The organism is Stenotrophomonas sp. STEN014, assembly GCF_056760315.1.
Genome location: NZ_JBRREN010000001.1, coordinates 23,799 through 49,956, shown reverse-complemented (window position 1 = coordinate 49,956; position 26,158 = coordinate 23,799). Strand labels below are relative to the sequence as shown.

25 protein-coding genes are annotated in these 26,158 nt (G+C 66.9%); 12 read left to right on the top strand and 13 right to left on the bottom strand.

What is annotated here, in order from left to right; genetic code table 11:
- Nucleotides 1-203: 203 nt before the first annotated feature.
- On the bottom strand, nt 204-1,532 hold the full coding sequence (gene dnaA, locus ACVOMC_RS00195) for a chromosomal replication initiator protein DnaA (RefSeq protein ID WP_481522370.1): 1,329 nt from the start codon (nt 1,530-1,532) through the stop codon (nt 204-206).
- Between the two features lie 253 nt (nt 1,533-1,785).
- Here dnaA and rpmH point away from each other — a divergent pair, with 253 nt between their 5' ends.
- From rpmH to ACVOMC_RS00155, 8 genes are all read left to right on the top strand, one after another.
- Nucleotides 1,786-1,926, top strand: a complete 141-nt coding sequence (gene rpmH / locus ACVOMC_RS00190; RefSeq protein WP_006404565.1) for a 50S ribosomal protein L34 — start codon at nt 1,786-1,788, stop codon at nt 1,924-1,926.
- 5 nt (nt 1,927-1,931) lie between these two features.
- On the top strand, nt 1,932-2,423 hold the full coding sequence (gene rnpA / locus ACVOMC_RS00185; protein ID WP_481522709.1) for a ribonuclease P protein component: 492 nt from the start codon (nt 1,932-1,934) through the stop codon (nt 2,421-2,423).
- Complete coding sequence (gene yidC, locus ACVOMC_RS00180) at nt 2,423-4,129, top strand: membrane protein insertase YidC (protein ID WP_481522369.1); 1,707 nt, start codon at nt 2,423-2,425, stop codon at nt 4,127-4,129. Before rnpA ends, yidC begins: the two co-directional genes overlap by 1 nt.
- Nucleotides 4,130-4,217: 88 nt before the next feature.
- Nucleotides 4,218-6,905: a polysaccharide deacetylase family protein gene (locus tag ACVOMC_RS00175; protein WP_481522368.1), complete on the top strand. Its 2,688-nt coding sequence runs from the start codon at nt 4,218-4,220 to the stop codon at nt 6,903-6,905.
- A 3-nt stretch (nt 6,906-6,908) separates the two neighbouring features.
- Entirely contained in the window at nt 6,909-8,258 is a 1,350-nt protein-coding gene (gene mnmE, locus ACVOMC_RS00170) for a tRNA uridine-5-carboxymethylaminomethyl(34) synthesis GTPase MnmE (protein ID WP_481522367.1), read from the top strand.
- Between the two features lie 45 nt (nt 8,259-8,303).
- Nucleotides 8,304-8,696 (top strand): VOC family protein, encoded by a 393-nt coding sequence (locus ACVOMC_RS00165; RefSeq protein WP_481522366.1) that lies wholly within the window; start codon nt 8,304-8,306, stop codon nt 8,694-8,696.
- A gap of 217 nt (nt 8,697-8,913) precedes the next feature.
- Nucleotides 8,914-10,527 carry an ATP-binding cassette domain-containing protein gene (locus ACVOMC_RS00160; RefSeq protein WP_481522365.1) on the top strand — a complete coding sequence of 538 codons (1,614 nt, stop codon included), beginning with the start codon at nt 8,914-8,916 and terminating at the stop codon, nt 10,525-10,527.
- A 131-nt stretch (nt 10,528-10,658) separates the two neighbouring features.
- Entirely contained in the window at nt 10,659-11,729 is a 1,071-nt protein-coding gene (locus ACVOMC_RS00155) for a glycerophosphodiester phosphodiesterase family protein (protein WP_481522708.1), read from the top strand.
- 35 nt (nt 11,730-11,764) lie between these two features.
- On the opposite strand, the gene ACVOMC_RS00150 is transcribed toward ACVOMC_RS00155, so the two are convergent.
- Entirely contained in the window at nt 11,765-12,556 is a 792-nt protein-coding gene (locus ACVOMC_RS00150; RefSeq protein ID WP_057506187.1) for a rhomboid family intramembrane serine protease, read from the bottom strand.
- 97 nt (nt 12,557-12,653) lie between these two features.
- Nucleotides 12,654-13,610 (bottom strand): TerC family protein, encoded by a 957-nt coding sequence (locus ACVOMC_RS00145; protein WP_054659568.1) that lies wholly within the window; start codon nt 13,608-13,610, stop codon nt 12,654-12,656.
- Between the two features lie 280 nt (nt 13,611-13,890).
- Between ACVOMC_RS00145 and ACVOMC_RS00140 the strand changes: the two genes are divergently transcribed.
- On the top strand, nt 13,891-15,060 hold the full coding sequence (locus ACVOMC_RS00140; protein ID WP_054659570.1) for a class I SAM-dependent rRNA methyltransferase: 1,170 nt from the start codon (nt 13,891-13,893) through the stop codon (nt 15,058-15,060).
- 286 nt (nt 15,061-15,346) lie between these two features.
- Nucleotides 15,347-16,588, top strand: a complete 1,242-nt coding sequence (locus ACVOMC_RS00135) for a dipeptidase (RefSeq protein ID WP_481522364.1) — start codon at nt 15,347-15,349, stop codon at nt 16,586-16,588.
- 205 nt (nt 16,589-16,793) lie between these two features.
- On the opposite strand, the gene ACVOMC_RS00130 is transcribed toward ACVOMC_RS00135, so the two are convergent.
- The 4 genes from ACVOMC_RS00130 to ACVOMC_RS00115 all read right to left on the bottom strand — a co-directional run bounded on the left by ACVOMC_RS00130 (nt 16,794) and on the right by ACVOMC_RS00115 (nt 19,580).
- On the bottom strand, nt 16,794-18,227 hold the full coding sequence (locus ACVOMC_RS00130) for an amino acid permease (RefSeq protein WP_481522363.1): 1,434 nt from the start codon (nt 18,225-18,227) through the stop codon (nt 16,794-16,796).
- A gap of 148 nt (nt 18,228-18,375) precedes the next feature.
- Complete coding sequence (locus tag ACVOMC_RS00125; protein WP_481522362.1) at nt 18,376-18,735, bottom strand: DUF488 domain-containing protein; 360 nt, start codon at nt 18,733-18,735, stop codon at nt 18,376-18,378.
- Nucleotides 18,736-18,761: 26 nt separating this feature from the next.
- Entirely contained in the window at nt 18,762-19,385 is a 624-nt protein-coding gene (gene leuE, locus ACVOMC_RS00120; RefSeq protein ID WP_057506184.1) for a leucine efflux protein LeuE, read from the bottom strand.
- A gap of 15 nt (nt 19,386-19,400) precedes the next feature.
- Nucleotides 19,401-19,580, bottom strand: coding sequence for a hypothetical protein (locus ACVOMC_RS00115; protein ID WP_481522361.1), 180 nt, complete (start codon nt 19,578-19,580; stop codon nt 19,401-19,403).
- Nucleotides 19,581-19,642: 62 nt separating this feature from the next.
- Between ACVOMC_RS00115 and ACVOMC_RS00110 the strand changes: the two genes are divergently transcribed.
- Both ACVOMC_RS00110 and ACVOMC_RS00105 read left to right on the top strand, forming a co-directional pair.
- Nucleotides 19,643-21,214, top strand: coding sequence for a DNA recombination protein RmuC (locus ACVOMC_RS00110; RefSeq protein WP_481522360.1), 1,572 nt, complete (start codon nt 19,643-19,645; stop codon nt 21,212-21,214).
- 153 nt (nt 21,215-21,367) lie between these two features.
- A complete protein-coding gene (locus ACVOMC_RS00105; RefSeq protein WP_481522359.1) occupies nt 21,368-21,913 on the top strand; it encodes a glutathione peroxidase in 546 nt (181 codons plus the stop codon).
- Between the two features lie 78 nt (nt 21,914-21,991).
- Here the strand turns inward: ACVOMC_RS00105 and ACVOMC_RS00100 are convergent, their stop codons facing one another.
- The 6 genes from ACVOMC_RS00100 to ACVOMC_RS00075 all read right to left on the bottom strand — a co-directional run bounded on the left by ACVOMC_RS00100 (nt 21,992) and on the right by ACVOMC_RS00075 (nt 26,120).
- Nucleotides 21,992-22,996, bottom strand: a complete 1,005-nt coding sequence (locus ACVOMC_RS00100) for an MlaA family lipoprotein (protein WP_057506182.1) — start codon at nt 22,994-22,996, stop codon at nt 21,992-21,994.
- A 1-nt stretch (nt 22,997) separates the two neighbouring features.
- On the bottom strand, nt 22,998-23,306 hold the full coding sequence (locus ACVOMC_RS00095) for an STAS domain-containing protein (protein ID WP_057506181.1): 309 nt from the start codon (nt 23,304-23,306) through the stop codon (nt 22,998-23,000).
- Complete coding sequence (locus ACVOMC_RS00090; RefSeq protein ID WP_057506180.1) at nt 23,296-23,964, bottom strand: MlaC/ttg2D family ABC transporter substrate-binding protein; 669 nt, start codon at nt 23,962-23,964, stop codon at nt 23,296-23,298. The genes ACVOMC_RS00095 and ACVOMC_RS00090 overlap by 11 nt, the downstream gene beginning before the upstream one ends.
- A complete protein-coding gene (gene mlaD, locus ACVOMC_RS00085) occupies nt 23,961-24,482 on the bottom strand; it encodes an outer membrane lipid asymmetry maintenance protein MlaD (RefSeq protein WP_054660674.1) in 522 nt (173 codons plus the stop codon). The genes ACVOMC_RS00090 and mlaD overlap by 4 nt, the downstream gene beginning before the upstream one ends.
- Before the next feature lie 100 nt (nt 24,483-24,582).
- A complete protein-coding gene (locus tag ACVOMC_RS00080) occupies nt 24,583-25,332 on the bottom strand; it encodes an MlaE family lipid ABC transporter permease subunit (RefSeq protein ID WP_481522358.1) in 750 nt (249 codons plus the stop codon).
- The gene (locus ACVOMC_RS00075) at nt 25,332-26,120 is read right to left on the bottom strand and encodes an ABC transporter ATP-binding protein (protein WP_481522357.1); all 789 of its coding nucleotides are present in this window, start codon (nt 26,118-26,120) and stop codon (nt 25,332-25,334) included. The genes ACVOMC_RS00080 and ACVOMC_RS00075 overlap by 1 nt, the downstream gene beginning before the upstream one ends.
- Between the last annotated feature and the right edge of the window lie 38 nt (nt 26,121-26,158).

Sequence of the window (26,158 nt, the reverse complement as noted above, 5' to 3'; positions counted from 1 at the left end):
GATTTGCGCCTGAAATAACCGGCCTTTTTATCCACAGATTCTCCCGTGCTTACCCCGGAATGATGCACCGTTTTGTGCGATGACGCCCGCTTGGTGTGCAGGCATCATTGCCGCACTTCCAGCAACGACACGACGGCGGCAACCGGTGGTGAATGAGGTGATCAACCGGCGCAAGCCCGCGGCCGGCGCAGCCGGTCGGCCACTCACTCGCTGAGCTTGCGGATGAGCTTGTCCCAGTCCTCGCGCAGCTTGCCGTCGGTTTCCATCAGATGCTTGATCTGGCGGACCGCGTGCAGCACGGTGGTGTGGTCGCGACCGGCAAAGGCATCGCCGATTTCCGGCAGGCTGTGCTCGGTCAATTCCTTGGTCAACGCCATGGCCACCTGGCGCGGACGGGCCAGCGACCGGGTGCGGCGCTTGGACAGCAGATCTTTCATCTGCAGGCCGTAGTAGTCGCCGACCACCTTCTGGATGTTGGGAATGCTGATGGCCTGCTGCTGGGCGCGCAGCAGATCGCGCAGGGTTTCCTGGGCGAATTCGGTGGTGATCGCCCGGCCGGTGAAATTGGCGCGGGCGGTGAGCGTATTGAGCGCACCTTCCAGATCGCGGACGTTGGAACGCATCTTCTTGGCGATCAGGAACGCGACATCATCGGGGATGTCAGCGCCACGTTCGCGGGCTTTTGCCAGCACGATCGCTGCACGGGTTTCGAAATCCGGCGGCTCGATCGCCACCGACAGGCCCCACGCCAGACGCGATTTAAGGCGGGCTTCCAGGCCTTCGACTTCGCGCGGATAGCGGTCGCAGGTCAGGATGATCTGCTGCTTGCCGTCGAACAATGCGTTGAAGGTGTGGAAAAACTCTTCCTGGGTACGGTCCTTGCCGGCAAAGAACTGGATATCGTCGATCAGCAGCGCGTCCACCTGCTGGAACTGGCGCTTGAACTGGTCCATGGTCTTTTCCTGCAGCGCCCGGATCATCGCGCTGAAGAACTGTTCCGAGCGCAGATACAGCACCTTGGCGGCCGGATTGGCCTGGCGCATCGCATTGCCGGCGGCAAACATCAGGTGGGTTTTGCCCAGACCGGTGCCGCCGTACAGCAACAGCGGGTTGTGCGCGCGGTCGCCTGGTTTCTGCGCGGCCTGGAAGGCGGCGGCCAGACCCAACTGGTTGCTGCGGCCTTCGACGAAGTTGGCAAAGGTGTAATGCGAATCCATGTTGCCGTTGAACGGCACCGCCGGGGCGGCTGGCGCCGGCGCGCTGGCCACGGGAGCCAGCGGCGCCGGGTCCGCTGCGCGCGGGCGCGAGCCGACCTCCAGCACCACCTCGCCAAAACCGGCGAAATAGGTCAGCAATTCGGCGATGCGCGGCAGGTAATGTTCGCGCACCTGATCGACGATAAAGGCATTGGGCGCATACAGCACGAGGCTGTCGGCGCGCTGGTCGGCCTGCAACGGCTTCAACCAGGTGTGGACATCTTCCGGCGGAAATTCCGCCTCCAGACGTTCAAGACAACGGGACCAGGCATCCATCAGAAATAGTCATCAAAGGCTTGTCAGCCGGGCGCAGAAAGCCGCCGGGCCACAGGCCGGAAAGGGGGGAAGTGGATGGCGCAGACTACCACCGCCGGGCCGGGCCGGGAATGCTTGTCCCGTATTTATTCACAGGATCATCCACAAGTTACGCACCGCCGCCGTACCGCCCGTTGAATCTGGGGTTTGACGGGAGGGGGTAACCCTCTATAGAATTTCCGGTTCTTTCCGTCCACTTCATACAGGTGCCCCCATGGCCACCAAGCGCACGTTCCAACCCAGCAACCTCAAGCGCAAGCGCGACCACGGCTTCCGTGCTCGTATGAAGACCGCTGACGGCCGCAAGATTCTGTCGCGTCGCCGCGCCAAGGGCCGCAAAGTCCTCAGCGCTTGATTGCGTTGCCGCGTGATGCGGCAAATGCAACTCCGATCGTGAGCAGTGCCTTCCCGCGCAAGCGATTTCCTCGCTCTGCGCGGGTTCGTACGCGTGCCGAATATACATCGGTCTTCAACGGCGCCCGCCGTGTGTCCGACCCGCTGATGACACTCCACTGGCTGAACGGGGATACCCCCGCCCGGCTGGGACTGGCAGTGTCACGGAAGGTCGACACGCGTGCGGTCGGTCGTAACCGTATCAAGCGTGTGTTGCGCAATGCAACACGCCATCTCCGGTCGTGTCTGGCCGGTGGCGACTATGTGATAGTCGCCCGTGCGGCGGCCAAGACCGCCAGCAACCAACAGATCCACGAGGCGTTCGAGCGCCTGCTGCGCCGTGCTGGCGCATTGCCCCCTGCTGGCGTGAGCGGCACAATGCCGCCGCGCGAGGGTGTTGGACCCTTTCCTTTGAACGCGCCGGAAGCCGCTTCCGGTCGAGCCGAGCCTGCCTGCTGATGAACCAGACCCGTGTATTCCTGATTTTCGCCTGGCTGATGGTGGCCGTGCTGCTGTGGATGGAATGGGGTCGGGAAAAGGCGGCGCCGGATCCGGCCACCGTGGCCGCGACCCAGCCGGCTGTACCCCGCGCCAATGATGTCGATCTGGCCCCGCCGCCGGCCGGCAATGTGCCGCAGGCCACCGTGCCCGGCCAGGCCGGTGCCGCGCCGGTAGCCGCTATGGAGGCAGCCACCACCGCACCGCGGGTGACGGTCACCACCGACGTGCTCAAGCTGGTGCTCGACGGCCGCAGCGTGCTCGATGCCGATCTGCTGCAGTTCCCGCAGACCAAGGCTGCCGGCAGCCCGCCGGTGCAGTTGCTGACCGAAGACGCCGCCCATCCGTACAGTGCCACCGCCGGCTGGGCCGGTCAGGGCGGCTCGCCGGTGCCCGGTGCCAACGGCTTCCAGCCGGCACAACCGGTCACCGAGGTGGTGCTGGCCGAAGGCCAGGACAGCGTCCAGGTGCCGTTCGTCTGGAATGGCCCCAATGGCGTCAGCATCCACCGCACCTACACCTTCAAGCGTGGCGACTACGCCATCGGCGTGAAGGATGAAGTGGTCAATGCCGGCACCGCGCCGTGGCAGGGCTATGTGTTCCGCAAGCTCGACCGCGTGCCGCCGGTGATCAGCAAGGGCATGACCAACCCGGATTCGTTCAGCTTCAACGGTGCCACCTGGTACAGCGCCGCCGATGGCTACCAGCGCCGCGCCTTCTCCGACTATCTGGACGACGGCAACGTCAACCAGACCATCACCGGCGGCTGGCTGGCGATGCTGCAGCACCACTTCTTCACCGCGTGGATTCCGCAGGCCGACCAGTCGGCGCTGTACCTGCTCTCGCAGAACGGCCCGCGCCATGTGATCGAAGCGCGCGGTCCGGGCTTCAGCGTGGCCCCGGGGCAGAAGGTCAGCACCGAGGCGCGCCTGTGGGTGGGCCCGAAGCTGGTCAACCAGATCGCCAAGGAAGACGTGAAGGGTCTGGACCGCGTGGTCGACTACAGCCGTTTCTCGCTGATGGCGGTGATCGGCCAGGGCCTGTTCTGGGTGCTCAACCAGGTGCACAAACTGGTCGGCAACTGGGGCTGGGCGATTGTCGGCCTGGTGATCCTGCTGAAGCTGGCGCTGTTCCCGCTGGCCAACGCGCAGTTCAAGTCGCAAGCCAAGATGCGCAAGTTCCAGCCGCGCATCGCCCAGCTCAAGGAACGCTACGGCGACGACAAGCAAAAGTTCCAGGTCGCCATGATGGAGCTGTACAAGAAGGAGAAGATCAATCCGCTGGGCGGCTGCCTGCCGCTGCTGATCCAGATGCCGATCTTCTTCGCGCTGTACTGGGTGCTGGTCGAATCGGTGGAGCTGCGCCAGGCACCGTGGTTCGGCTGGATCCAGGACCTGACCGCGCGTGACCCGTACTTCATCCTGCCGGTGATCAACGTGGCGGTGATGTGGTTCACGCAGAAGCTGACCCCGGCCGTGGGCATGGACCCGATGCAGCAGAAGATGATGCAGTTCATGCCGCTGGTGTTCGGCGTGATGATGGCCTTCATGCCGTCCGGTCTGGTGCTGTACTGGGTGGTCAACGGCGGCCTGAGCCTGGCCCAGCAGTGGTGGATGATCAAAAAGCACGGCGAAGACACGCCGAGCAAGGTCATCGAAGCCAAGTAACCAAAAGCCCGCCGCAAGGCGGGCTTTTCGCATGCGGCGCTAGAATCGCCGGCAGCTGCGTTCAGTCTCCTTTTTCCCGAGTTTGCCCATGCCCTGCGTGCCTTCGCGATCCCGTCTGCTGCTGCTTTCACTGGTGTTGGCCGCCTCCAGCCTCAGCGGTTGCACTGATCGGAGCGAGGCCGAGAACCCGGCGGCAACCGCCGCTGCGGTCCCTGCCGATGCAGTCACCGGGCCGGCGGCGGCGGCGCCGCTGCTGGCGGCACTGCGCGGACAGCTCGAGGGCCATCGCCGCATCATCGTGCTGCTGGCCGACGAGGCGCAGCAGTCGGCGGCGGATCGCAGTACCTCCAGCCGCATCGGCCAGCAGCTGTTCCATGACGGGCTGGCGCAGCGCGAGGCCATCGCCACCCAGTTCGACCGCCTGCTGCGCGGGGCCAGTCCACAACGTGTCGCCACGCTGTCGGCGGTGCTCGATTACATCGAATCGGCGCCGGAGCTGTTTGATGCCGATCGCCTGGCTTTTCGCGAAGTGTTGCGCGAGCTGCAGGTGCGCGTCGGTGCCGATTCCTCGCTGCCGGCGGTGAAGCTGCACCAGCGTATCGGCGAGGACCTAGAGGCACTCGATGCGATCGAGCGCAACTACAACCAGGAAATCACCCGCATCTTCAGCCGCTTCGAGCGCACCCGCGCCATCGACCTGAAGCGTGAGAAGTGGGAGGACTACATCGCCCACCTGCGCAAGCAGTACAGCCGTGAGGCGATCCTGCGCGACTACGGCGTGATCGAGCCGTACCCGATGTCGATGCGCGACAGCGAACGCGAGATTTTCGGCCGCGACCTGCCGGCCAAGACCGTGGTGCTCACCTTCGATGACGGTCCGCACAAGGCCTACACCGAGGAGGTGGTCGCCATCCTCAAGCGCTACGACGTGCCCGGCGTGTTCTTCGAGGTGGGCCGCAACCTGGGCACGGTGCAGGCCGATGGCAGCGTCGCGCTGGGACCGATGGCCGGTATCAGCCGCAACCTGATGGAACAGGGGTACGCGGTGGGCAACCACAGCCTGACCCACGCGCAGCTCTCGCGCACCAGTGGTGATGCGCTGCGCGAGCAGGTGCTGGCCACCGATACCCTGCTCAAGGGGGTGGATAGCCGGCGCGCGCCGCTGTTCCGCTTCCCCTATGGCGCGCGCAACGCCGAAGGCCTGCAGCTGCTGGGCGAAGCCGGGCTGAAGTCGATCATGTGGAACATCGATTCGATGGACTGGGCCGATCCGGTGCCCGAGTCGATCGTGCAGCGCGTGCTCGAGCAGGTGCACAAGGAGCAGAAGGGCATCATCCTGTTCCATGACATCCACGACCGCGCGGTCAAGGCATTGCCGCAGATCCTGGACCGGTTGATCGCCGACGGTTACCAGTTCGCCGGCTGGAACGGCCGGGATTTCACCGTCAGCCGCGCGCGCACGGGCGCCAGCAGCGATGCCACCGTCACCACCGGCTACGGAAAATCCTGGGCGATCGTCATCGGCATCGATGAGTACGCCAAGTGGCCGAAGCTCGAATACGCCGGGCGCGATGCGCAATCCATCGCCGATACGTTGACCGGGCAGTTCGGTTTCCCGTCGTCGCAGGTGATCGTGCTGAAGAACGAGCAGGCCACGCGCAACAACATCCTGGCCGCCTTCCATGATCGTCTGGCCGATGACCGCACCGGCAAGAACGACCGCGTGTTCGTGTTCTTCGCCGGCCATGGCGCCACCCGCCAGCTCGCCTCCGGTCGCGACCTGGGCTACATCATCCCGGTGGATTCGGATCCCAACGAGTTCGCCACCGATGCCATTGCGATGACCGACATCCAGAACATTGCCGAGAGCCTGCAGGCCAAGCACGTGCTGTTCGTGATGGATGCCTGCTACAGCGGGCTGGGGCTGACCCGTGGCGGTGGCAGTTCCTCGACGTTCCTGCGCGAGAACGCCCGTCGCAGCGCGCGGCAGATGCTCACCGCCGGTGGTGCCGACCAGCAGGTGGCCGACAGCGGCCCGAACGGGCATTCGGTGTTCACCTGGGTGCTGCTGCAGGCGCTGGGCGGCAAGGGCGACCTCAATGGTGATGGTCTGATCACCGGGACCGAACTGGCCGCGTATGTGGCGCCGGCGGTGTCGGCAGTGTCAAAGCAGACCCCGGCCTTCGGCAGCCTGCCGGGTTCGCAGGGCGGCGAATTCGTGTTCCAGGTACCCGACAGCCAGGAATTCCTGACCGCCGACACGCGCCAGCTCTCGGCCGATGCGATCGCGCTCAACAGTCGCGTGGAAGCCGTGCAGGAAACCAGGCCCGGCGGCGACGCCAAGGCCCCGGTGACAGTGGCCGATCTGCAAGGGGGACGCAGCACGCTGCAAGTGCCGGCGGCAGTGCCGTTGTCCGAGCGCCAGCGCGCGCAGCAGGCCAACGACCGCGGCCTGCAGTTGTACCGTGAGAAGCGCTACGACGAGGCGGTTGCGCAGTTCACCGAAGCGCTGAAACTGCGCCCGGACTTCGCGCTGGCGGCCAACAACCTGGGCTTCGTCTACTACCGCCAGCAGCGCTACGCCGAGGCGGCGCGCTGGCTGGAAAACACCTTGAAGATCGACCCCTCGCGGGCAGTGGCCTATCTGAACCTGGGCGATGCCTATTTCCATCTGGGCGACACCGCCAGGGCCCGGCAGGCCTACACCACCTATCTGGAGCTGCAGCCCACCGGCGGCAGCGCCGCCCAGGCCCGCGCCCAACTGCAGAAGCTGTAAGCCATGAATGAACTGTCCACCGGTCAGACCATTGTCGCCATTGCCAGCGGCGCCGCCGCCGGTGGTGTCGGCATGCTGCGCATCTCCGGCCCGCTGTCGCTGCGCCTCGCCGCTGCCCTGGGGTGTCCACCGCTCAAGCCGCGGCATGCGCATTACGCCAGATTCCGCGATGCGGCCGGGGAGGTGATCGACGATGGCATCGCGCTGTATTTCCCCGGTCCGCGCAGTTTCACCGGCGAGGATGTGGTGGAGCTGCAGGGCCATGGCAGCCCGGTGGTGCTGCGCCAGTTGCTGGCGCGCTGCATCGAACTGGGCGCGCGCCAGGCCCGCGCCGGTGAATTCAGCGAGCGGGCATTCCTCAACGGCAAACTAGACCTGGCCCAGGCCGAGGCGATTGCCGATCTGATCGCCGCCGGTGATGTGCGCGCCGCGCGGGCCGCGCGCCGGTCGCTCGACGGCGTGTTCTCGCAACGCGTGGACGAGGTGGCCGAGCAGCTGGTGCGGCTGCGCATCCATGTGGAGGCGGCGATCGATTTCGCCGATGAACCGCTCGATACGCTGGGCGGTGCGCAGGTGCGGGCCGGCGTGGAACAGGCGCGCGCGCTGCTGGGCCAGCTGCGTCTCGATGCCGAGCGCGGCCGCAAGCTGCGCGATGGCCTGCATGCGGTGCTGATCGGCCCGCCCAACGCCGGCAAGAGTTCGCTGCTCAATGCGCTGGCCGGCAGTGAACGGGCGATCGTCACCGATATCGCCGGCACCACCCGCGACACCCTGCGCGAGACCATCCGCATCGACGGGCTGGAGCTGGAACTGGTGGACACCGCCGGTCTGCGCGAAGGCGGCGATGCCATCGAACGCGAAGGCATGCGCCGCGCTCGCGCGGAAATGCAGCGCGCGGATCTGGCCATCGTGGTGCTGGATGCCCGTGACCCCGAAGCGGGGCGCCTGGCCATTGGCGATGCCGCCACACAGGCGGCGCGCCAGCTGTGGATCCACAACAAGTGCGATCTGCTACCGCAATGGCCGCAGGAGCTGGGCGCCGACCGCATCGCGCTGTCGGCGGCCAGTGGCCAGGGGCTGGAACAGCTGCACGCGCGCCTGCGCGAGATCGCCAGCGAGGGCGCGGGCGAGGGCCAGCAGGGCGAGTTCTCCGCGCGCCTGCGCCATGTCGAGGCGATCGCGCGTGCGGCCGAGCATCTGGAGATCGCCGCCGAGCAGTTGCGCTTTGATCAGCTGGAACTGGCGGCCGAGGAACTGCGGCTGGCGCACGATGCCCTCGGCGAGATCACCGGCCGGATGACCGCCGACGACCTGCTGGGGAAGATCTTCTCCAGTTTCTGTATCGGCAAATAACCGCGGCGGCGATGGTCCGCACCGCACAATCGGCAGGAGCAACACATGTTTTCGCACATCGTGGTGGGTGCCAACGACATCACCGCCTCCAGGCGGTTCTATGACGCCGTGCTGGCCGCACTCGGCGCAAAGCCCGGTTTCATCGACCCCAAGGGCAACGTGGTCTACCGCCACCAGGGCGCGCTGCTGATCGTGGGGCATCCGCGCAACGGCGAGCCGGCAACGCCTGCCAATGGCGGCACCATCGGTTTCACCTGTGGCAGCCCCGGAGACGTGGACGCGTGGCATGCCGCGGGCGTCGATCATGGCGGTACCAGCATTGAAGATCCGCCGGGCCTGCGGCAGACACCGTTCGGGCCGCTGTATCTGGCCTATCTGCGGGATCCGGCCGGGAACAAGCTGTGTGCCGCCGGTCGCCCGGCGGCCGCCACGGGGTGAAACACCGCCGCCGCTGATTCCGGTGGCGCAGTGCCGGTGGGTGCTGCGCTGTTACTGGCAGGTTCGGCGGCAGGCCGCTAGCCTGTTGGCTGTTACGGGATCCCCCGTGTGCCGGAGCCAGTCCAATGCGCCATTGATGCCCCCGTCGTGATGACGGTCCCTTTCCGTCCCTGCTGCCGCTGGCGGCCGGGTGCTTCGGGCATCGATGGAAACCTGCATGACCTGTTCTGTATCCGTGACGCTGGATGGCGCCAGTTGGCACGCGCCCGATGGGCGCTGCCTTTTCTCCGATCTCAGCCTTCACCTCGATGCCCGGCCGACCGCGCTGGTCGGGCGCAACGGCGTGGGCAAATCCGTACTGGCGCAACTGCTGGCAGGGCAGCGGATGCCCAGCACCGGGCAGATCCGGCGTATCGGCCAGGTGCACTACCTGCCGCAGCAGATCCAGCCCGCCCCCGGACAGCGCGTCGCCGAACTGGCGGCTGTGGATAACGTCCTGCAGGCGCTGCGCCGGATCGAACAGGGCAGCATCACCCCTGCCGATTTCGAGCGGGTGGGCGAGCAGTGGAGCCTGCGCGAGACCTTGCAGCACGCCTTGGCGCAGGCCGGGCTGGAAGGCGTGGATGCCGATACCCCGGTGGATACGCTCAGCGGCGGTCAGCGCATGCGGGTGGCGTTGGCTGGCGCATTGCTGCAACCAGCCGCACTGCTGATCCTCGATGAGCCGAGCAATCACCTGGACCGCGCTGGCCGGCAATGGCTGGCCCGGCAGCTGCAGGCGCGTGGCAAGGGGGTGCTGCTGGTCAGTCACGACCGCCCGCTGCTGCACGGTGTGGAACGGGTGCTGGAACTGTCGGCGCAGGGGCTGCGCAGCTACGGCGGCAACCATGAAAGTTATGCACAGGCCCGCACAGCCGAACGGGCCGCAATCCACGCGCTGCAGCAGCAACGCCAGCAGGAACAGCGCAAGGGCGAGCAGGCGCTGCAGCAGCAACGGCAACGGCTGGAGCAACGCCGCGCGCGCGGAAGCCGGGCCGCGGCCAGTGCCAATCAGGCGCCGATCCTGCTTGGCGGGCAGCGCCAGCGCGCCCAGGCCAGCGCCGGCAAGGCACGCCAGCAGTTGCAGCTGCGTCACCAGCAGCTGCAGGACAACCTGCAGCAGGCGCGCGCGCTGGGCGAGCCGGCCGCGCCGGTGCTGCTGGCGCCGGTCGTCGACGCCGCCGCGCCGCCGTGGGTCGCCCGTTTTGAGCAGGTGCAGCTGCCGCATGTGGCCGCGCCGCTACGCGATCTGGATTTCGCACTGCGTCGCGGCGAGCGGCTGGCGATCAGTGGCTGCAATGGCGCGGGCAAATCGACCTTGTTGAAGGTGCTCGCCGGGCAGCTGGCGCCGTTGCACGGCAACGTGCAGATATCGGTGCCGCTGGCGCTGCTGGATCAGCAGCTGCAGGTGCTGCCGCCCGGTCGCACCGCGCTGGCGGCGCTGCAGGCCTGCAACCCGCTGCTGGACGAGGCCGAGTTGCGCAGCCGTCTGGCCCTGCTGGGGCTGGATGCCCGGCAGCTGCGATTGCCTGCCGCGCAGCTCAGCGGCGGACAGCGGCTGATCGCGGCGCTGGCCTGCGCGCTCTATGCCGATCCCCCTGCGCGGCTGCTGCTGCTCGATGAGCCGGGCAATCACCTCGATCTGGAAGCGCTGACAGCACTGGAAACCGTGCTGTGCCAGTACCACGGCACCCTGGTGGTGGTCTCGCACGATGAGGCCCTGCTGCAGGCCATCGGCATCAGCGCGCGGCTGCAGGCCGATGCCGATGGCTGGCGCTGGTCGGCGTGCTGAGCCGGCCCGCCGTTCTTATGCATGTCATCCAGCGCGACGATACTGCGCGCCTTTCCAGATCAGGGCGCGTTGTGGCGCCCACAGGAGCAACGGTGTCCAGGTGGTCGAGGGTGATGACAGTGGTGGCGGGCATGGCATGCTGCTGGGCGATGGAAACCGCTGCCGCTCCGGCTTATCCACACGCCCAGGTCTATGCGCATCGCGGCGCCAGCGCCCTGCTGCCCGAACACACCCTGGCCAGTTATGCACAGGCCATCGCCGATGGCGCGGACTACATCGAACCGGATCTGGTGATGACCCGCGACGGAGTGCTGGTGGCGCGGCATGAGAACGAGATCGGCAGCACCACCGATGTCGCCACGCGGCCGGAGTTCGCCGATCGCCGCACCGTCAAGTGGATCGACGGGCAGAGGGTGGACGGCTGGTTCAGCGAGGACTTCACCGCCGCCGAGCTCAAGACCCTGTACGTGCGCGAGCGCCTGCCGCAGATCCGTAGCACCGCGTTCGATGACCAGTTCCGGATCGCCACGCTGGAGGAGATCATCGCCTTCCTGGTCCAGCAGGCCGCGCGGGCGAACCGCGGCATCGGGCTGGTGCCGGAGATCAAGCACGGCAGCTATTTCCGCGGAATCGGCCTGCCGATGGAGGAAAAACTGCTCACCGCGTTGCGCGCCGACTCCTATACCAACGTCGCGCCGGTGCTGATCCAGTCCTTTGAGGTGGCCAACCTGCGCGCGCTGCGGGCGCAGCTGGGAGATGCCTCCAACATCCGCCTGCTGCAGCTGATCGGCGCGCCCGGGCAGCGGCCGGCCGATATCGCACTGGCCGGAGGCGCACTGACTTATGCACAGATGGGTACCGCGGAGGGATTGCGGGAAATCGCCCAGTACGCCGAGGCCATTGGCGTGGAGCGGCGCGCGCTGCGGCCATGGGATGACCAGGGGCGGCCGGGTGCTCCCACGGCGCTGATTGCCGATGCGCATGCGGCCGGCTTGCAGGTGGTGGCCTACAGTTTCCGCCCGGAGAACCCGTTCCTGCCGCCGGCGTTGCGCGCCGGTGACGCCAACGCGCGCAATCCCGATGGCGCGGTGGCGGAGATGCGTGGCTACCTGCAGGCGGGTGTCGATGCGCTGTTCACCGACGATCCGGCACTGGGCCGGCGCGCGGTCGATGGCGACGGCGTGGCACCTGCCTCGCCGTAACCCAACCGGCCGGCCTCGGCGCGGCGGCGCGGGGCTCACTCGCGTGGAGGCTGGTCCGGATCGCGGCGGCGCAACGGCACCACCACCTCGTAGTCGCGGCCCTGGCGCGGCTGCCACAACACCGGCACGTCGTGCGGCGCGCGCTGTTCCAGCTCGTGGTCGAGCACAGCGTCCTCGGCCAGGGCTTCTTCTTCCTCGTCCTCCCAGCTGTAGCGCTTGCGCGGTGCGCGCGGGTCGGCGTTGCGGAACAGCAGCGCGGCGATCACCCCGGCCGCGGCGCCGCCCATATGGGATTGCCAGGACACCCCCGGCTCGTGCGGCAGGATGGTGATCAGCATGCTGCCGTAGAACAAAAAGCCGATCAGGCTGGCGGCAATGGCCGGGCGGTCGCGGCGCAACAGGCCCAGCACGAACACCAGGAACATCAGGCCGTGGGTGACGCCGCTGGCGCCCAGATGGTGGCTGCCGATATCGCCCAGCAGCCAGGCGCCCAGCCCGGAACCTGCCCACAGCAGCGGCAGCGCGCGCACGGTGGCCTGTGGATAAACGCTGCCGGCCAGCGTGCCCAGGATCAGCAGGGCCACCGCATTGGCGCCCAGGTGCTCGATCGAGCCGTGCAGCAGCGGTGCGCCAAGCAGGCCCAGCAGCCCATGGCTGTCCAGCGGGGCGACCGACCACGGCCGCCAGTCCCAGCCACTGCGCTGCACGGTGAACATCACCACCAGCAGCAGCACGAAACCCAGGCTCAGGTTGAAAGCGCGCAGCACGCGGCGGCGGTCGTGGGTGGCCGGGTTGTCGCCGGCGTCAGGCGCGGTAGGCGTATCCATGACCTCAGACCTTGCGGCAGCCCCGCCGATTGCAAGGGCGCCGCGGGTGGGAACCGGTGTGCCGGCGACAGGACAATCCCGCCGCCGGCAGGGCGGATCAGCCGTGCTTGTGCTTGGCCGGGATCTTCAGGCTCAGGATCACCGTGGTGACCAGGATCGCGGCGACCACGCCCAGCGACACCGGCACCGGGATCTTGAAGATGTCGATCAGCAGCATCTTGGTACCGATGAAGGCCAGGATCACCGCCAGCCCGTACGGCAGCAGGTGGAAGCGGTCGGCCATGCCGGCCAGCAGGAAGAACATCGCGCGCAGGCCCAGCACCGCGAACACGTTGGAGGTCAGCACGATGAACGGGTCGGTGGTGATGGCGAAGATCGCCGGGATCGAGTCCACCGCGAAGATCACGTCGGTCACCGCGATCAGGATCAGTACCACGAACATCGGGGTGAACCAGCGCACGCCGTTCTTCTCGGCCATCAGCCGGTTGCCGTTGTACTCGTGGGTGATGCGCAGGTGCTTGCGCATGAACTTCAGCACCGGGTTGTCATCCAGGCTGGGTTCCTGGCCGGCGGCGAACCACATCTTCCAGCCGGTGAACAGCAGGAACGCGCCGAACACGTACAGCAGCCAGTGGAACTGGTTCACCAGCACGGTGCCGGCGAAGATCATCACCGTACGGAGCGCGATGGCACCCAGGATGCCGATGATCAATACGCGTTGCCGCGCCGTCTCGGGTACCGCGAAGTAGCCCATGATCAGCAGGAACACGAAGATGTTGTCCACCGCCAGGGCTTTTTCGATCAGGTAGCCGGTCAGGAACTGCAGGCCCACTTCATTGGCCACCGCCGCGCCGGCGGTTTCGTTCAGGTAGTACCAGAGGCCGGCGTTGAAGGCCAAGGCCAGCGCCACCCAGCCCAGCGACCACAGCAGGGCTTCTTTGAACGTGACCTTGTGCGGACCGCCGTGGCGCATCAGCACCAGGTCGATCAGCAGGGCGGCGATGACGACGGCGATGAAGCCGCCCCACAGCCAGGGATTACCGATTGTCTGGATCATGGAAAATTCCGGTCATAAGAGGGTTCTTTGGACCACACAGGCCAAGAGCTGGACGCGGAATCGAAGGGAGACCGGGACAGAGCTTCGCCAATGCGGCGAAGGTCTTGCTCACAGTTCCGGTGATTGGAACTGCCGTTGCACCGGAACCTTGCGGCTCGAACTGACGGCGACAACGTCTGGGAGCTACTCCCCTTCTGCGCCAGATACTGCGGCCTGCAGGCGTTGCAGTCAATGAATACGTGACGGGCAGGGGCCGGTGCGCGGCTACAATAGCGCCATGAATACCCCACTTCCCGTCGTACGCCTGAAGAACGCGTGGCGCTCCAGCCACCCGTGGATTTTCCAGAAGCTGGTCGAAAAGCCTGCCGTCAAGCCCAAGTCGGGCACCATCGTCGACGTGGTCGGCGTGGACGGGGAGTGGATCGGTCGTGGTTTCTACAACGGCCACTCGCGCATCGCCGTGCGCATCCTGGAAACCCATCCGGACGTGGCGGTAGACCAGGCCTGGTTCGCGCGCAAGATCGCCGCGGCCGTGTCGCTGCGCCGGGACGTGCTCAAGCTCGATGACACCACCAACGCCTGGCGGGTTGTCCACAGCGAAGGCGATGGTCTGTCCGGGCTGGTGGTGGACCGCTATGACGACCTGATCGTGGTCGAGTTCTTCGCCGCCGGCATGTTCCGCCACCGCGAGTGGATCTACGAGGCGCTGCGCGAGCAGTTCCCGGGCTGCCGTTTCCACAGCTTCGCCGACGAGCACGTGCAGAAGCAGGAAAGCTTCGATTTCCACGGCAATACCACCACCGAACCGGCGGTGATCACCGAGTACGGCATCAAGTTCCGCGCCGACCCGGCCGGCGCGCACAAGACCGGTTTCTTCGCCGACCAGCGCGAGAACCGGCAGTGGCTGAGCCAGCAGGTCGAAGGCAAGTCGGTGCTGGACCTGTGCTGCAACACCGGCGGCTTTGCGGTGTATGCCGCCGCCCGTGGCGCCAGTGAAGTGCTGGGCGTGGACATCGACCAGGACGTGATCCAGATCGCCAAGGGCAATGCGCGGTTGAACAACGCCAAGCCCCGGTTCGTGCAGGCCGATATCTTCCCGTGGCTGCGTGATGCGGCCAACCGCGGCGACCAGTACGACGTGGTGATCCTGGACCCGGCCAAGATGACCCGCGACCGCGACCAGGTGATCACCGCGCTGAAGAAGTACCTGGACATGAACAAGCTGGCGCTGGGCGTGGTCAAGCCCGGTGGCCTGTTCGCCACGTTCTCCTGCACCGGCCTGGTCGGCGAGCAGGAGTTCCTGGACATGCTGCGCCGCGCCTCGTACTTCTCCGGTCGCACCATCCAGATCCTGAAGGTGGCCGGTGCCGGCCCGGACCATCCGTTCATGGCCCACGTGCAGGAATCGCGTTACCTCAAGGCGGTGTTCTGCCGCGTGCTGGACTGACGCCGCAGCACGGCCGTTGCCCGTGGCAGCGGCCACTGCCGAAAAGGCGGGCCCTGGGCTCGCCTTTTTGTTATCCACACCCGCTTGTGGATGAAATTCCCTGTTGACCGGCAAGGTCGCGGCCGCGGCCACATCGCGGGGTCGGTCTACGTTGCGATAGGGCGACAGGCGGCGTGCTTTCCCGGCGGCGGGTGCCAGCAGGCCGGCGCCAGGCATGCCGTCCGTCACTGGCCGGCGGCGGCCCTGCGGCGCTATGGTCGGGCCTTTCCGTCGAAGGTGAGGCCTGATGATGCTGCGTCCGCTGTCCCTGCTGGTATCCCTGTCGCTGTGCGTTCCGCTGGCGGCTTCGGCCGTGGAGTTCAGCGCCGCCGAACTGGCCAAGGCCAGCACCTTGCAGCGCACGCTGCTGACCCTGGATTCGCATCTGGACACCCCGGCCAACTTCGCCCGGGCCGATTTCAACATCATGCGGCGCCATGACCACAACGCGCTGTCGCAGGTGGACTACCCGCGCATGGTCGAGGGGGCGCTCGATGGCGGTTTCTTCGCCATCTATACCGACCAGGGCGACCGCAGCCGCGCCGCGCACCTGGCCGAGCGCGACCACGGCCTGCAGCGGATGTTGCAGATCCACGAAATGCTGGCCGCCAATCCGGACACGTTCCAGCTGGCGTTGAGCGCCGATGATGCGGCGAAGATCAAGGCCGCCGGCAAGCGCGTGGTCTATATCAGCATGGAGAACGCCAGCCCGCTGGTGGCCGACCCCAGCTTGCTCAGCTACTACCACAAGGCCGGCCTGCGCCTGCTGTCCACGGTGCATTTTGCCAACAACGAGTTCGCCGATTCGGCCACCGATCCCAAGGGCGCCGAGTGGAAGGGCCTGAGCCCGGCCGGCAAGGCGCTGGTCAACGAGGCGGTGAAGCTGGGCATCGTGATCGACCAGTCGCACGCCTCCGATGCGGTGTTCGATGACCTGATCGCGATGATGCCGGTGCCGTTCATCCTTTCGCACAGCTCGGCCAAGGCGATCTACCACCACCCGCGCAATCTCGATGACGCGCGCCTGCGCCAGCTGGCGGCCAAGGGCGGGGTGATCCAGGCCAACGCCTATGGCGGCTACCTGGTCGACGAGACCAAGAGTGCCGAGCGCAAGCAGGCCGAGGAAGAACTGGAAAAGCGCCTGGGCGGCTGGGAGCACATGACCATGGCCAAGGGCGTGGAACTGCGCAAGGCGATGGCCGAGCTCGACCAGAAATATCCACAGCGCAAAGCCGCGCTGGAGGATTTCTTCGCGCACTTTGGCCACATGCTGGACGTGGTCGGCCCGGACCATGTCGGCATCGGCATGGACTGGGACGGCGGCGGCGGCGTGACCGGCATGGAAGACGCCGCCGACCTGCCCAAGATCACCGCCTGGATGCAGCGCCGGGGCCTGAGCGAGGCGCAGATCGCCAACATCTGGAGCGGCAACGTGCTGCGGGTGATGCGCCAGGCGCAGGAGTACGCGGCCACGCACGCCACACCCTGAGCCGCGGGCACGGCGGGCCGCCGGGGGTTATCCACAACCGGCCGTGGACAAGGCCTTTGCCGGTCCGGTCGCGCGCTGTGCAGGGCGCCGCCGGCTGCGGTTATCCACAGCGCGATGGGGATAACCGTTGTCGGTGCGTGACCGCGACAACCAAAAAGGCGGGCCCATGGCCCGCCTTTCTATTTATCCACAAACAGGCTGTGGATTACGGCTTGCCCAGCACCGCGTTGCGGCGGCTGTACAGCGCATAGACCACCAGGCCGATCGCGTTCCACGCCAGGAACCACAGCTGGGTGCGGGTGGGCAGGCTGAAGAACAGGTAGACGCAGCCGGCGATCGCGACCGGACCGATGAGCCACGCCAGCGGCGCGCGGAACTTGCGCTCGCGGCCCGGCTCGCGCCGGCGCAGCACCAGCAGGCACAACCCCACCGCGGTGAATGCGGCCAGCGTGCCGGCATTGGCCAGCGCGGCGATCTCGTCCAGGCGCGCCACACCGGCCAGCGCCGCTACCAGCACCGCGGTGAACAGGGTGATGGTGACCGGGGTGCCGGTACGCTTGTTCACCAGCGACAGACTGCGCGGCAGCAGGCCGTCACGCGACATCACGAAGAAGATGCGGCTCTGGCCGTAGAAGAACGCCAGCAGCACGGTCGGCAGGGCGATGATGGCGACGATGCCGATCACCAGCGCGGCTGTGCCGTGGCCCAGTTCGCGCATGATCAGCGCCAGCGGTTCGGCGCTCTTGCCGAACACCGTGTAGCTCATCGCCCCGACCGCGGCCAGCGCCACCAGCAGGTAGATGATGGTGCAGCCGACCATCGAGCCGATGATGCCGATGGACAGGTCGCGCCTGGGATTCTTGGTTTCCTCGGCCGCGGTGGAGATCGCGTCGAAACCGTAGAAGGCGAAGAAGATGATCGCCGCCGCCGCCATCACCCCGCGTTCGACGCCATCCGGGCCGAGCGACTTGGGGAAGCCGTAGGGCATGAACGGCTGCAGGTTCTCGACGTTGAACGCCGGCAGCGCCACGGCCACGAACACCGCCAGCGCGATCAGCTTGAGCACCACCAGTACCGCGTTGAGCGTGGCGCTTTCCTTGGTACCGGCCATCAGCATGCCGGCCACCAGGAAGGTGATCACGATCGCCGGGACGTTGAGGAAGCCGCCTTCCACGTGCGGGCCGGCGGCCAGCGCCTGCGGCAGCACCACGTTCCAGCCGAAGGAGCTGTGCAGCCATTCCAGGAAGCCGACGAAGTAGCCGGACCAGCCCACCGCCACGGTGCTGACCACCAGCGAGTACTCCAGGATCAGGCTCCAGCCCACCACCCAGGCGATGGTCTCGCCCAGCGCGCTGTAGCTGTAGGTGTAGGCGCTGCCGGCGGCCGGCATCATTGTCGACAGCTCGGCATAGGCCAGCGCCGCGCAGGCGCAGATCACCCCGGCGATGATGAACGACAGCAGCACCGCCGGGCCGGCCTTGTCGGCGCCCACGCCGATCAGCGTGTAGATACCGGTGCCGACGATGGCGCCAATGCCCAACGCGATCAGATGGGGCCAACTCAGCGAGGGAATCAGCCGGCGGCCTTCCTCGTGTTCGGTGAGTTGGTCGATGGATTTGCGCCGGAGCCAGGACTGCATGCGGACCTCACGGTTCGTGGTGATTCGGGAAAGGGGGCGAGTGTGGGCGAACGCAGTGCAGCAAAGCCAGAAAAACCCGCCGATCCACGGGGTTGTACGTCCAGGGCGCGGTCAGGTGACGGAACCGGCACAAAAAAACACAAGGCCGTCAGGTGCTTCGGCGCGGGTGGGCCAGCAGGTAGTCGCGCAGTGCCACCGCCTGGTTGTGCTGCTCATCGCGTGCGCCGAACACCAGCGTCACCGGGCCGGCATCGAGTGCATCTCGCAGCGGTGCCAGCCGTTGTGGCTGCGCGGCCAGTTCCTGCCAGTAGCGCCGGCGGAACGCATCCCAATGCTCGGCGCGGTGGTCGAACCACTGGCGCAGTTCATCGCTGGGCGCGACCTCCTTCAGCCAGGTCGCCTGCAGCCGTTCGCGGCTTACCCCGCGCGGCCACAGGCGGTCGACCAGGAAGCGCTGGCCGTCGTCGGCCGTGGCCGGTTCATAGGCGCGTTTGCAATGGATGAGCATGCCGACCTCCGCAGCGCCGGAGCGTTTCAGCCTTCCAGACCCAGCCGCACCCCGAACCCGATCAAGCATACGCCGACCGCGCGGCGCAGCCACACGCCCACCCGCGGGTAGCCGGCCAGCCGCCGGGCGATGAACTGGCCGCCGAAGATCAGCACCGAGCACCAGCCGATGCTCAGCAGCGCGATCAACAGCGCCATGGTCGCCAGCGTCAGGGCGCCGCGCTGCCGCGCCGGGTCGATGAACAGCGGGAAGAACGCCATGTAGAACAGGATCGCCTTCGGGTTCAGCACGCCGACCAGGAGCGCCTGGCGGAACCAGCGGCGGCCGTGTTGGGCCGGGCTGGCGCTATCGGGGGTGGCCGGCTCGCGCAGCAGCTGGGCGCCGACCCACACCAGATAGCCGGCACCGACATAGCGCAGGCCCGCGAACAGCAGCGGGTGGGCCTGCAGCAGCGCGGCCACGCCGGTGGCAGCGATCGCGATCAGGATCTGGTCGCCCAGCATCAGCCCGGCCAGCGTCGCATAGCCGGCACGCACGCCGCCGCGCGCGGTGGCGGTGAGCAGGGTGAAGGTGCCCGGGCCCGGTAGCATCAGAAACAGGATGACGGCCACCACGAAGGTGCCCAGATCGTTGATACCCATCCACGGCATGGGGGGGCCCCGGGCTCAGCGCGCGCGCTGCTGGGCCAGACGCTGCCCGAGCGCGTCGACCAGCGCCGGCAGGCGGTCGCGGTCGCCGGATATGTCCAGCTTGCCCGTGCGCCAGTAGCCACCTGGAACCGGCGCGGTGGCGGTGAACGGCCGCATGGCCAACAGGCGGGACAACAGCAGCGACAGCGGCTTCATGGCGGAGGACAACGGGTGGGGGCGCACATGATCGCAGATGCGGCGCAGCTGCTGAGACCGGGATGGCTACACTTTCCGCCATGCATACTGAAACCCTGATCCTGGCCAGCCTGCTGGTCGCCGTCATCGTCCTTCTGGTGTTCCTGTTCCGTCGTACTGGCGATGCGGGACAAACGGAGGCACTCAATCGCGAACTGGATGGCCAACGGCAACGCACGACCGCCGCCGCGGTGGAAGCGGGGCAGCTGCGGGGCCGCCTGGAGTCGTTGGTCGCCGAGCTTGAGCACGAACGCAGCCAACAGGCCGAGCAGCAACGCTCGCTGTCGGGGTTGAGCCAACGCATCGAGCGCGAAGCGGCGACGGTGGCGGAGCTGGAGGCCAAGTTGTTCGAGCGCGATCAGGCGCTTGCCGATGCACGTGGCCAAAGCGCGGAGCTGATGGCCGCTGCGGAGCGGCAGCGCGATGTGCTGCAGAAAGTACAAACCGAAAACTCGCGCCTGCATGCCGAGCTGCTGCATGCGCGCCAGTCACAGGAGGAACTGCGTAGCTGGGTGGGTTCGGCAAAGGAAAACCTCTCCAGCGCGTTCGCTGAACTGGCCGGCAAGGTGTTCGAGGAGCGCGGTCAGCAGTTTGAAAAGAACGTGCGTGTGGCCACGGGACAATCGCGCGTTGACCTTGAAGCCATGCTCAAGCCGTTCTCGGAAAAACTCAGCGAATTCCGCCAGCGTGTGGACACGCTGTACAACGACGAAGCCCGTGAACGAGCCAGCCTGCTCGGTGCGGTGGGCGAGCTCAAGACCCTGAACCAGGACATGGCGCAGCAGGCCGCCGCGCTCACCAGCGCGCTCAAGGGCAGCGCAAAGGTACGCGGCGACTGGGGCGAGCTGATGCTCGACAACGTGCTGCGTGGTTCTGGACTGGAAGAAGGCGTGCACTACGAGCGGCAAGCCCACGTCACCAATGACGATGGCGACAGCTTGCGCCCGGACGTGGTGGTGCGTTTTCCGGACCAGCGCAGTGTCGTGATCGACAGCAAGGTCAACCTGATCGCATGGCAGGAAGCGATGAACTCAGGCTCTCCGGAGCAGCAGGAAGATGCGTTGCGTCGCCACGCCGTGGCGCTGCGTCAGCACGTCAAGGATCTGGGCGACAAGAACTACCCCAAAGCGCTGGGCGGTGATGCGCTGGATGTGACCATCGCCTTCGTTCCGATCGAGGGCGCGCTGTCTGCGGCACTGGGTGCAGATATGGATCTGCAATCCTTCGCCTTCGACCGCCGTGTGGTGTTTGCTTCACCCAACACCTTGATGGCGCTGCTGCGGGTAACCGAACGCCTGTGGACGCGCGACAAGGTCCAGCGGCAGGCACTGGAAATCAGCGATACCGGCGGCAAGGTGTTGGATGCGATGGTCGCCTTCCTGGCCGATTTCGACGCGGTGGGCAAAAAACTGGACGAGGCCAATCAGTCCTTCGCCAAGGCACGCAACCGGCTCACCGATTCTCCGCAATCACTGTCCAACCGCGCACGGCGCCTGGCCGAACTGGGCGCCAAGGCCAAGAAGGCACTGCCACCGGAACTGCAGCCTGACACCATCCGTAGCCTGGCTGACGATGCCGACCAATCTGCTGACTGAGTAGCTGTTGTGCACAGCCCGGTCACATTGAGGCCGGCCGGGCCATCCGAGGGCGGCGGTGATGAAAATGAAAAACAGAGTGTTGATACCAGCGGCACGCAACGGACCGGTTGCCGATCTATGCTTGCGCTCCATTCCCCCTCAGGATCTGCCATGACCGCTTCCGTGTATGACATCCCGCTGACCACCATCGACGGCGCTCCGGCCTCGCTGGGCGACTACCGCGGCAAGGTGCTGCTGGTGGTCAACACCGCCTCCAAGTGCGGCCTGACCCCGCAGTACGAAGGCCTGGAAAAGCTCTATCGCGAAAAGAAGGACGCCGGCCTGGAAGTGCTGGGTTTCCCGGCCAACAACTTCAACGGCCAGGAGCCGGGCAGCGAGGAGGAGATCAAGCAGTTCTGCGCGCTGACCTATGACGTGAGTTTTCCGATGTTCGCCAAGATCAGCGTCGCCGGTGCCGACGTGCATCCGCTGTACCGTCAGCTCATCGCGGCCCAGCCGGTGGCGACCGGCGAAGGCCCGATGCGCGAGAAGCTGCTCGGCTTCAATATCGAACCCAACCCGGCACCGGGCATCCTGTGGAACTTCGAGAAGTTCCTGATCGGCAAGGACGGCAAGGTGATCGGCCGCTTCGCGCCGGATACCGCCGCCGATGATGCCGGCCTGCGCCAGGCCATCGACGCGGCCCTGGCGGCCTGATCAGGCCGCGGCTTCGGCAAAAAAGCACAAAAAAAGCCCGGGAATACCGGGCTTTTTTTTTTGTTCTGGCGTTGCCGGTCAGTTGCCCCAGTCGGGCATCGGCATGGCGTCGACCGGGATGGTCGGCTGCTCTTCGTCATCGCGCTGACGGGCACCACGCAGATCCTTCTCGATCTGGTAGTTGCGGCGTTGCAGCCACGCATCGCGGGTAAGGGCGTACTCGTCCACCGCGGTATCGCGCAGCGCGTCCACCGCCATCAACTGCACGCGCATGTCCACCAGCTGCAGGCCCTGCAGGCCGATGCGGACCTTGTCCGACTCGATCGTGCGCACCGGTGAGAGCGGAATATCACCGGCCATGCCGAACACGTCGCGCACGGTGCGCGGACCGAAGAACGGCAGCTCCACATAGCGTGAGCCACGCCAGCCCCAGGCCCCCAGGGTCTGGCCGAAGTCCTCGCTGCGGCGCGGCACCATCGCCTTGCTGGCCGGATCGAACAGACCGCCGATGCCGAACGTGGAGTTCATCAAGAAGCGGCCCAGCGTGTCCCAGGCATCGTCCGGGTGGCCCTGCAGCAGCTGGTTGACCAAGGTCAGCGGCGAGCGCAGGTTGCTGAAGAAATTGGTCACGCCGGTGCGCGCGAAACGGGGCACCACGTTGACGTAGGCGGTGGCGATCGGCCGCGCCACCGCACGGTCCACCACCATGTTGAAGTGGTGCACCTTGCGGTTGTACTTCTCCCACGGGTCGTAGCTGGACCGGGCGTTGCCGCCCGCCCCGGACTCGGCCGGGGCACCGGGAGCAGGACCACCGTACAGCGCCGCGAAATCGTCCTCGGCATCGGTAGGGGCGGCGGTCTGGCCGGTACCGGTGTCCGCCACCACCGGGGAGGGGGCGGGAGCGGGCGACGCCGGTGCGGTGTCTGCGGTCTGCGCGCCGGGTACCGGCACGATCGCGACCTCCGGGGTCGCCGCCGGGGAGACCAGGCGGTCTGCCGGTCCGGCATCGCGGACCGGTTTGCCGGCACAGGCGGCAAGCACGGCCACGCAGGCCAGCAGGGGGAGTGTGCGTAACAGGCTCATATCAGCGTCCAGCCGGGGAGGCGTTGAAATCCAGGTCCGGCAGCAGCCGGTAGGCGGCGCGCAGTTCGTCCAGTCCGGGCGGCGTGCCGGTTATGGCACCTCCGCCGTTGGCACGCAGGCGCGCGGCGATCTCGCCCAGCAGCGCCAGCCCGGCGCTGTCGACGCGTTCCACCGCTTGCAGATCGAGCTGGCGCAGCGGGCCCAGCGCGCGCGCCAGCTGGGGCCACAGCTCCACCACCGCGGCGCGGTCAAGCGCGCCCGCCAGGTGCAGCGTGCCATTCTCGATGCGGCAGGTGGCGTCACTTGCCACGGGGAGTCGGTCCTGTCGCGGGCTGCATGTTGCCGCTGCGCAGATCGGCGGCGACCTGCTTGATCGACTTCTGCCGCAGCGGAGTGTCGAACTGGTTCTTGAAGGTCTGCACGTAGGAGATGCCTTCGATCATCACGTCGAAGATCTTCCACTGGCCGTTGACGTTGCGCATCAGGTATTCAACCGGGGTCGGCTCGCTGCCGGCGCGCACCAGCTCGGTGGAGACCTTGACGCCGCGACCGCCCGGCAGCGCGGTTTCGCTCTTGTAGCGGAAGCTGGGCTTGCCCTGGATATCCAGCAGGGTCGAGCCGTAGCGCGCCATCAGGTTGTCGGCCATCGCATCGGCGAACAGCTTCACATCGGCATCGGCGGCGCCGCGGCCATGTACGCCCAGCACCAGCCGCGCGGCGTAGTCACGGTCGAAACCGCGGCTCAGCTCGCCATCGATGAAGCTGCGCAGCGCCGCCGGGTTGGTGCGGAACTCGCTGCGCCGTGTTTCCAGCGTGGTGAGGATGCGGGTGCTCGCGTCCAGCACGGTCCGGCCGGCGGCGCTGGGCTGGGCGGCGGTGGCGGCCGGACGCGCCTGCGCCATCAGCAGCGACGGTGCGCTGGCAAGCAGGGCCGAAGCGAGAAGGGCGGTCAGCAGTTTCACTTTCATTGTTGCGGTTCCGTTGCAGGCGCGTCGGCGCCGGTGGAGTCGTTGTCGCCGGCGGTCGTCCCGCCGCCACTGAACATGTATTTGCCGACCAGCTGGATCAGGTCCACCGCCGGCTGGGTGAAGACGATCTCGTCGCCGGACTTGAGCACGTCCGGATCACCGCCCGGCTGCAGGCCGATATAGCTTTCGCCCAGCAGGCCGCTGGTGAAAATACCGGCCGAGGTATCGGCGGGCAGATCCTTGAACTTGCTGTCCAGCGCCAGGGTGACGATGGAATCGTATTTAACCGGATCGAGCTGAATATCAGCCACTTGGCCGATGGTCACCCCGCCGACCTTCACTGGCGCCTGCGCGCGCAGCTGGCCGATCTGGCTGAAACGCGCCTTCAGCACGTAGTCGCCGCCGCCCAGGCCGAAGCGCTGGTTGGTCGAGGCCACCGCCAGCACCAGCAGCGAGGCCAGCGCCAGCAGCAGGAAGGCGCCGACGGAAAATTCAAGTCTGGGTCCACGGATGGCCATTGGTTATCTCACTCCTGATCCAGCAGATGCTTCGCAGCGCGAAGCGGGTTGTTCGTTTGATCCTGCAGATGGACGTGCAGGTTTTTGCGAGGGACTCGCGTTATTGAAACAGCAGCGCCGACAGCACGAAATTGAACATCAGCACCAGCAGCGAGGCGTTGACCACCGCGCGGGTGGTGGCCACCGAGGTGCCTTCGATGGTCGGCTCGGCGTGGAAGCCCACGTAGGCCGCCACCAGCGCCGCGGTGCCGCCGAAGATCGCCGACTTGAGCAGGGCCACGACGAAGTCTTCCCAGAAATCGACACTGCCGCGCAGCCCCGACCAGAACGTGCCGTTGTCCTGGCCCAGGATGTGCACCGCTTCGAACCAGCCGCCGGCGATGGCCAGCGAGCAGAAGATGCCGGTCAGCAGCGGCACGGTCAGCACCGCCGCCCAGAAGCGTGGCGCCACCGCCTTGGCGATCGGATCGATGGCCATCAGCTCCAGCGCCTTGATCTGGTCGGTGGCACGCATCAACCCCAGTTCGGCGGCGATCGAGCTGCCGGCGCGGCCGATGAACAGCAGCGCGGTCAGCACCGGCGCCAGCTCGCGGTACAGCGACAGGCCCAGCAGGGTGGACAGCGCATCGGCCGCGCCGAAGGTGGTCAGCGTGCGGTAGCCCTGCAGGGTCAGCACCAGGCCGACGAAGGCGCCACCCACGGCGATGATCGGCAGCGAGCGCGCGCCGATCTTGTAGACCTCGCGGGTCAGCTCGGCCAGGAAGTCGCGGGTCGGCAGCGAGCCGCGCAGCACGGTCAGCGAGAACAGGCCGGCACGGCCGAGCGAACGGATCGAGGCAACAAACGGCATCAGGCAGTCCTCGCGCGCGGGGCGGCATCGAACGGGATCGGGCCATCCGGCTGGCCATGCAGGAACTGCCGCACCAGCGGATCGGCGCTGGCCTGCAGCGCGTCCGGGGTGCCGGAGAACACGATGCCGCCATTGGCGATCACCACCGCCTGGTCGCAGATCGGCAGGGTTTCGTGGACGTGGTGGCTGACGATGATGCTGGTCAGGCCCAGATTGTCGTTCAGGCGCTGGATCAGGCTCATGATCACCCCCGAGGCGATCGGGTCCAGCCCGGTCAGCGGCTCGTCGTAGATCATCAGCGGCGGGTCCAGCGCCAGCGCGCGGGCCAGCGCCACGCGCCGGGCCATGCCGCCGGACAGCTCGCGCGGCCAGGCGTCGGCGGCGGCCAGCAGGCCCACCGCGTGCAGTTTCATCTCCACCAGGCGGCGCAGCACCGGCTCGGGCAGACGGGTATGTGCGCGCAGCGGCAGGGCCACGTTCTCGGCCACGCTCAGGTCGGTCAGCAGGCCGTTGCCCTGCAGCAGCACGCCGATGTTCTTGCGCATCTCCAGCAGTGCGCGGCTGCCCTGTGGCAGGTCCTGCCCGAACAGGCGCACGCTGCCGGCCACCGGCCGCAGTTCACCGGTCAGTGCCGCCAGCATCGTCGACTTGCCGCTGCCCGAAGGGCCGAGCACGGCGGTGATGCTGCCGCGCGGCACCTGCAGCGAAACATCGCGCAGGATCGTGCGCCCGCCGCGGTCGATGCGCACGTTGGACAACTGCACCAGGGGTGTCCGGGAAGCGGGCATGGTGGCCTTTAACGGAAAAACAACGTTGCAGGATTGCC

Bases quoted from the DNA above. Each gene is read 5' to 3' on its own strand.
- mlaD (WP_054660674.1), bottom strand. From the start codon at position 24,482: ATGGCCATCCGTGGACCCAGACTTGAATTTTCCGTCGGCGCCTTCCTG.
- yidC (WP_481522369.1), top strand. From the start codon at position 2,423: ATGAACCAGACCCGTGTATTCCTGATTTTCGCCTGGCTGATGGTGGCC.
- ACVOMC_RS00115 (WP_481522361.1), bottom strand. From the start codon at position 19,580: ATGAAGCCGCTGTCGCTGCTGTTGTCCCGCCTGTTGGCCATGCGGCCG.
- mnmE (WP_481522367.1), top strand. From the start codon at position 6,909: ATGAATGAACTGTCCACCGGTCAGACCATTGTCGCCATTGCCAGCGGC.
- ACVOMC_RS00155 (WP_481522708.1), top strand. From the start codon at position 10,659: ATGGCATGCTGCTGGGCGATGGAAACCGCTGCCGCTCCGGCTTATCCA.
- ACVOMC_RS00100 (WP_057506182.1), bottom strand. From the start codon at position 22,996: ATGAGCCTGTTACGCACACTCCCCCTGCTGGCCTGCGTGGCCGTGCTT.
- ACVOMC_RS00090 (WP_057506180.1), bottom strand. From the start codon at position 23,964: ATGAAAGTGAAACTGCTGACCGCCCTTCTCGCTTCGGCCCTGCTTGCC.
- ACVOMC_RS00080 (WP_481522358.1), bottom strand. From the start codon at position 25,332: ATGCCGTTTGTTGCCTCGATCCGTTCGCTCGGCCGTGCCGGCCTGTTC.
- ACVOMC_RS00140 (WP_054659570.1), top strand. From the start codon at position 13,891: ATGAATACCCCACTTCCCGTCGTACGCCTGAAGAACGCGTGGCGCTCC.
- ACVOMC_RS00160 (WP_481522365.1), top strand. From the start codon at position 8,914: ATGACCTGTTCTGTATCCGTGACGCTGGATGGCGCCAGTTGGCACGCG.
- ACVOMC_RS00110 (WP_481522360.1), top strand. From the start codon at position 19,643: ATGGCTACACTTTCCGCCATGCATACTGAAACCCTGATCCTGGCCAGC.
- ACVOMC_RS00075 (WP_481522357.1), bottom strand. From the start codon at position 26,120: ATGCCCGCTTCCCGGACACCCCTGGTGCAGTTGTCCAACGTGCGCATC.
- ACVOMC_RS00135 (WP_481522364.1), top strand. From the start codon at position 15,347: ATGATGCTGCGTCCGCTGTCCCTGCTGGTATCCCTGTCGCTGTGCGTT.
- leuE (WP_057506184.1), bottom strand. From the start codon at position 19,385: ATGCCGTGGATGGGTATCAACGATCTGGGCACCTTCGTGGTGGCCGTC.
- ACVOMC_RS00105 (WP_481522359.1), top strand. From the start codon at position 21,368: ATGACCGCTTCCGTGTATGACATCCCGCTGACCACCATCGACGGCGCT.
- ACVOMC_RS00125 (WP_481522362.1), bottom strand. From the start codon at position 18,735: ATGCTCATCCATTGCAAACGCGCCTATGAACCGGCCACGGCCGACGAC.
- ACVOMC_RS00130 (WP_481522363.1), bottom strand. From the start codon at position 18,227: ATGCAGTCCTGGCTCCGGCGCAAATCCATCGACCAACTCACCGAACAC.
- ACVOMC_RS00150 (WP_057506187.1), bottom strand. From the start codon at position 12,556: ATGGATACGCCTACCGCGCCTGACGCCGGCGACAACCCGGCCACCCAC.
- ACVOMC_RS00165 (WP_481522366.1), top strand. From the start codon at position 8,304: ATGTTTTCGCACATCGTGGTGGGTGCCAACGACATCACCGCCTCCAGG.
- ACVOMC_RS00175 (WP_481522368.1), top strand. From the start codon at position 4,218: ATGCCCTGCGTGCCTTCGCGATCCCGTCTGCTGCTGCTTTCACTGGTG.
- dnaA (WP_481522370.1), bottom strand. From the start codon at position 1,532: ATGGATGCCTGGTCCCGTTGTCTTGAACGTCTGGAGGCGGAATTTCCG.
- rpmH (WP_006404565.1), top strand. From the start codon at position 1,786: ATGGCCACCAAGCGCACGTTCCAACCCAGCAACCTCAAGCGCAAGCGC.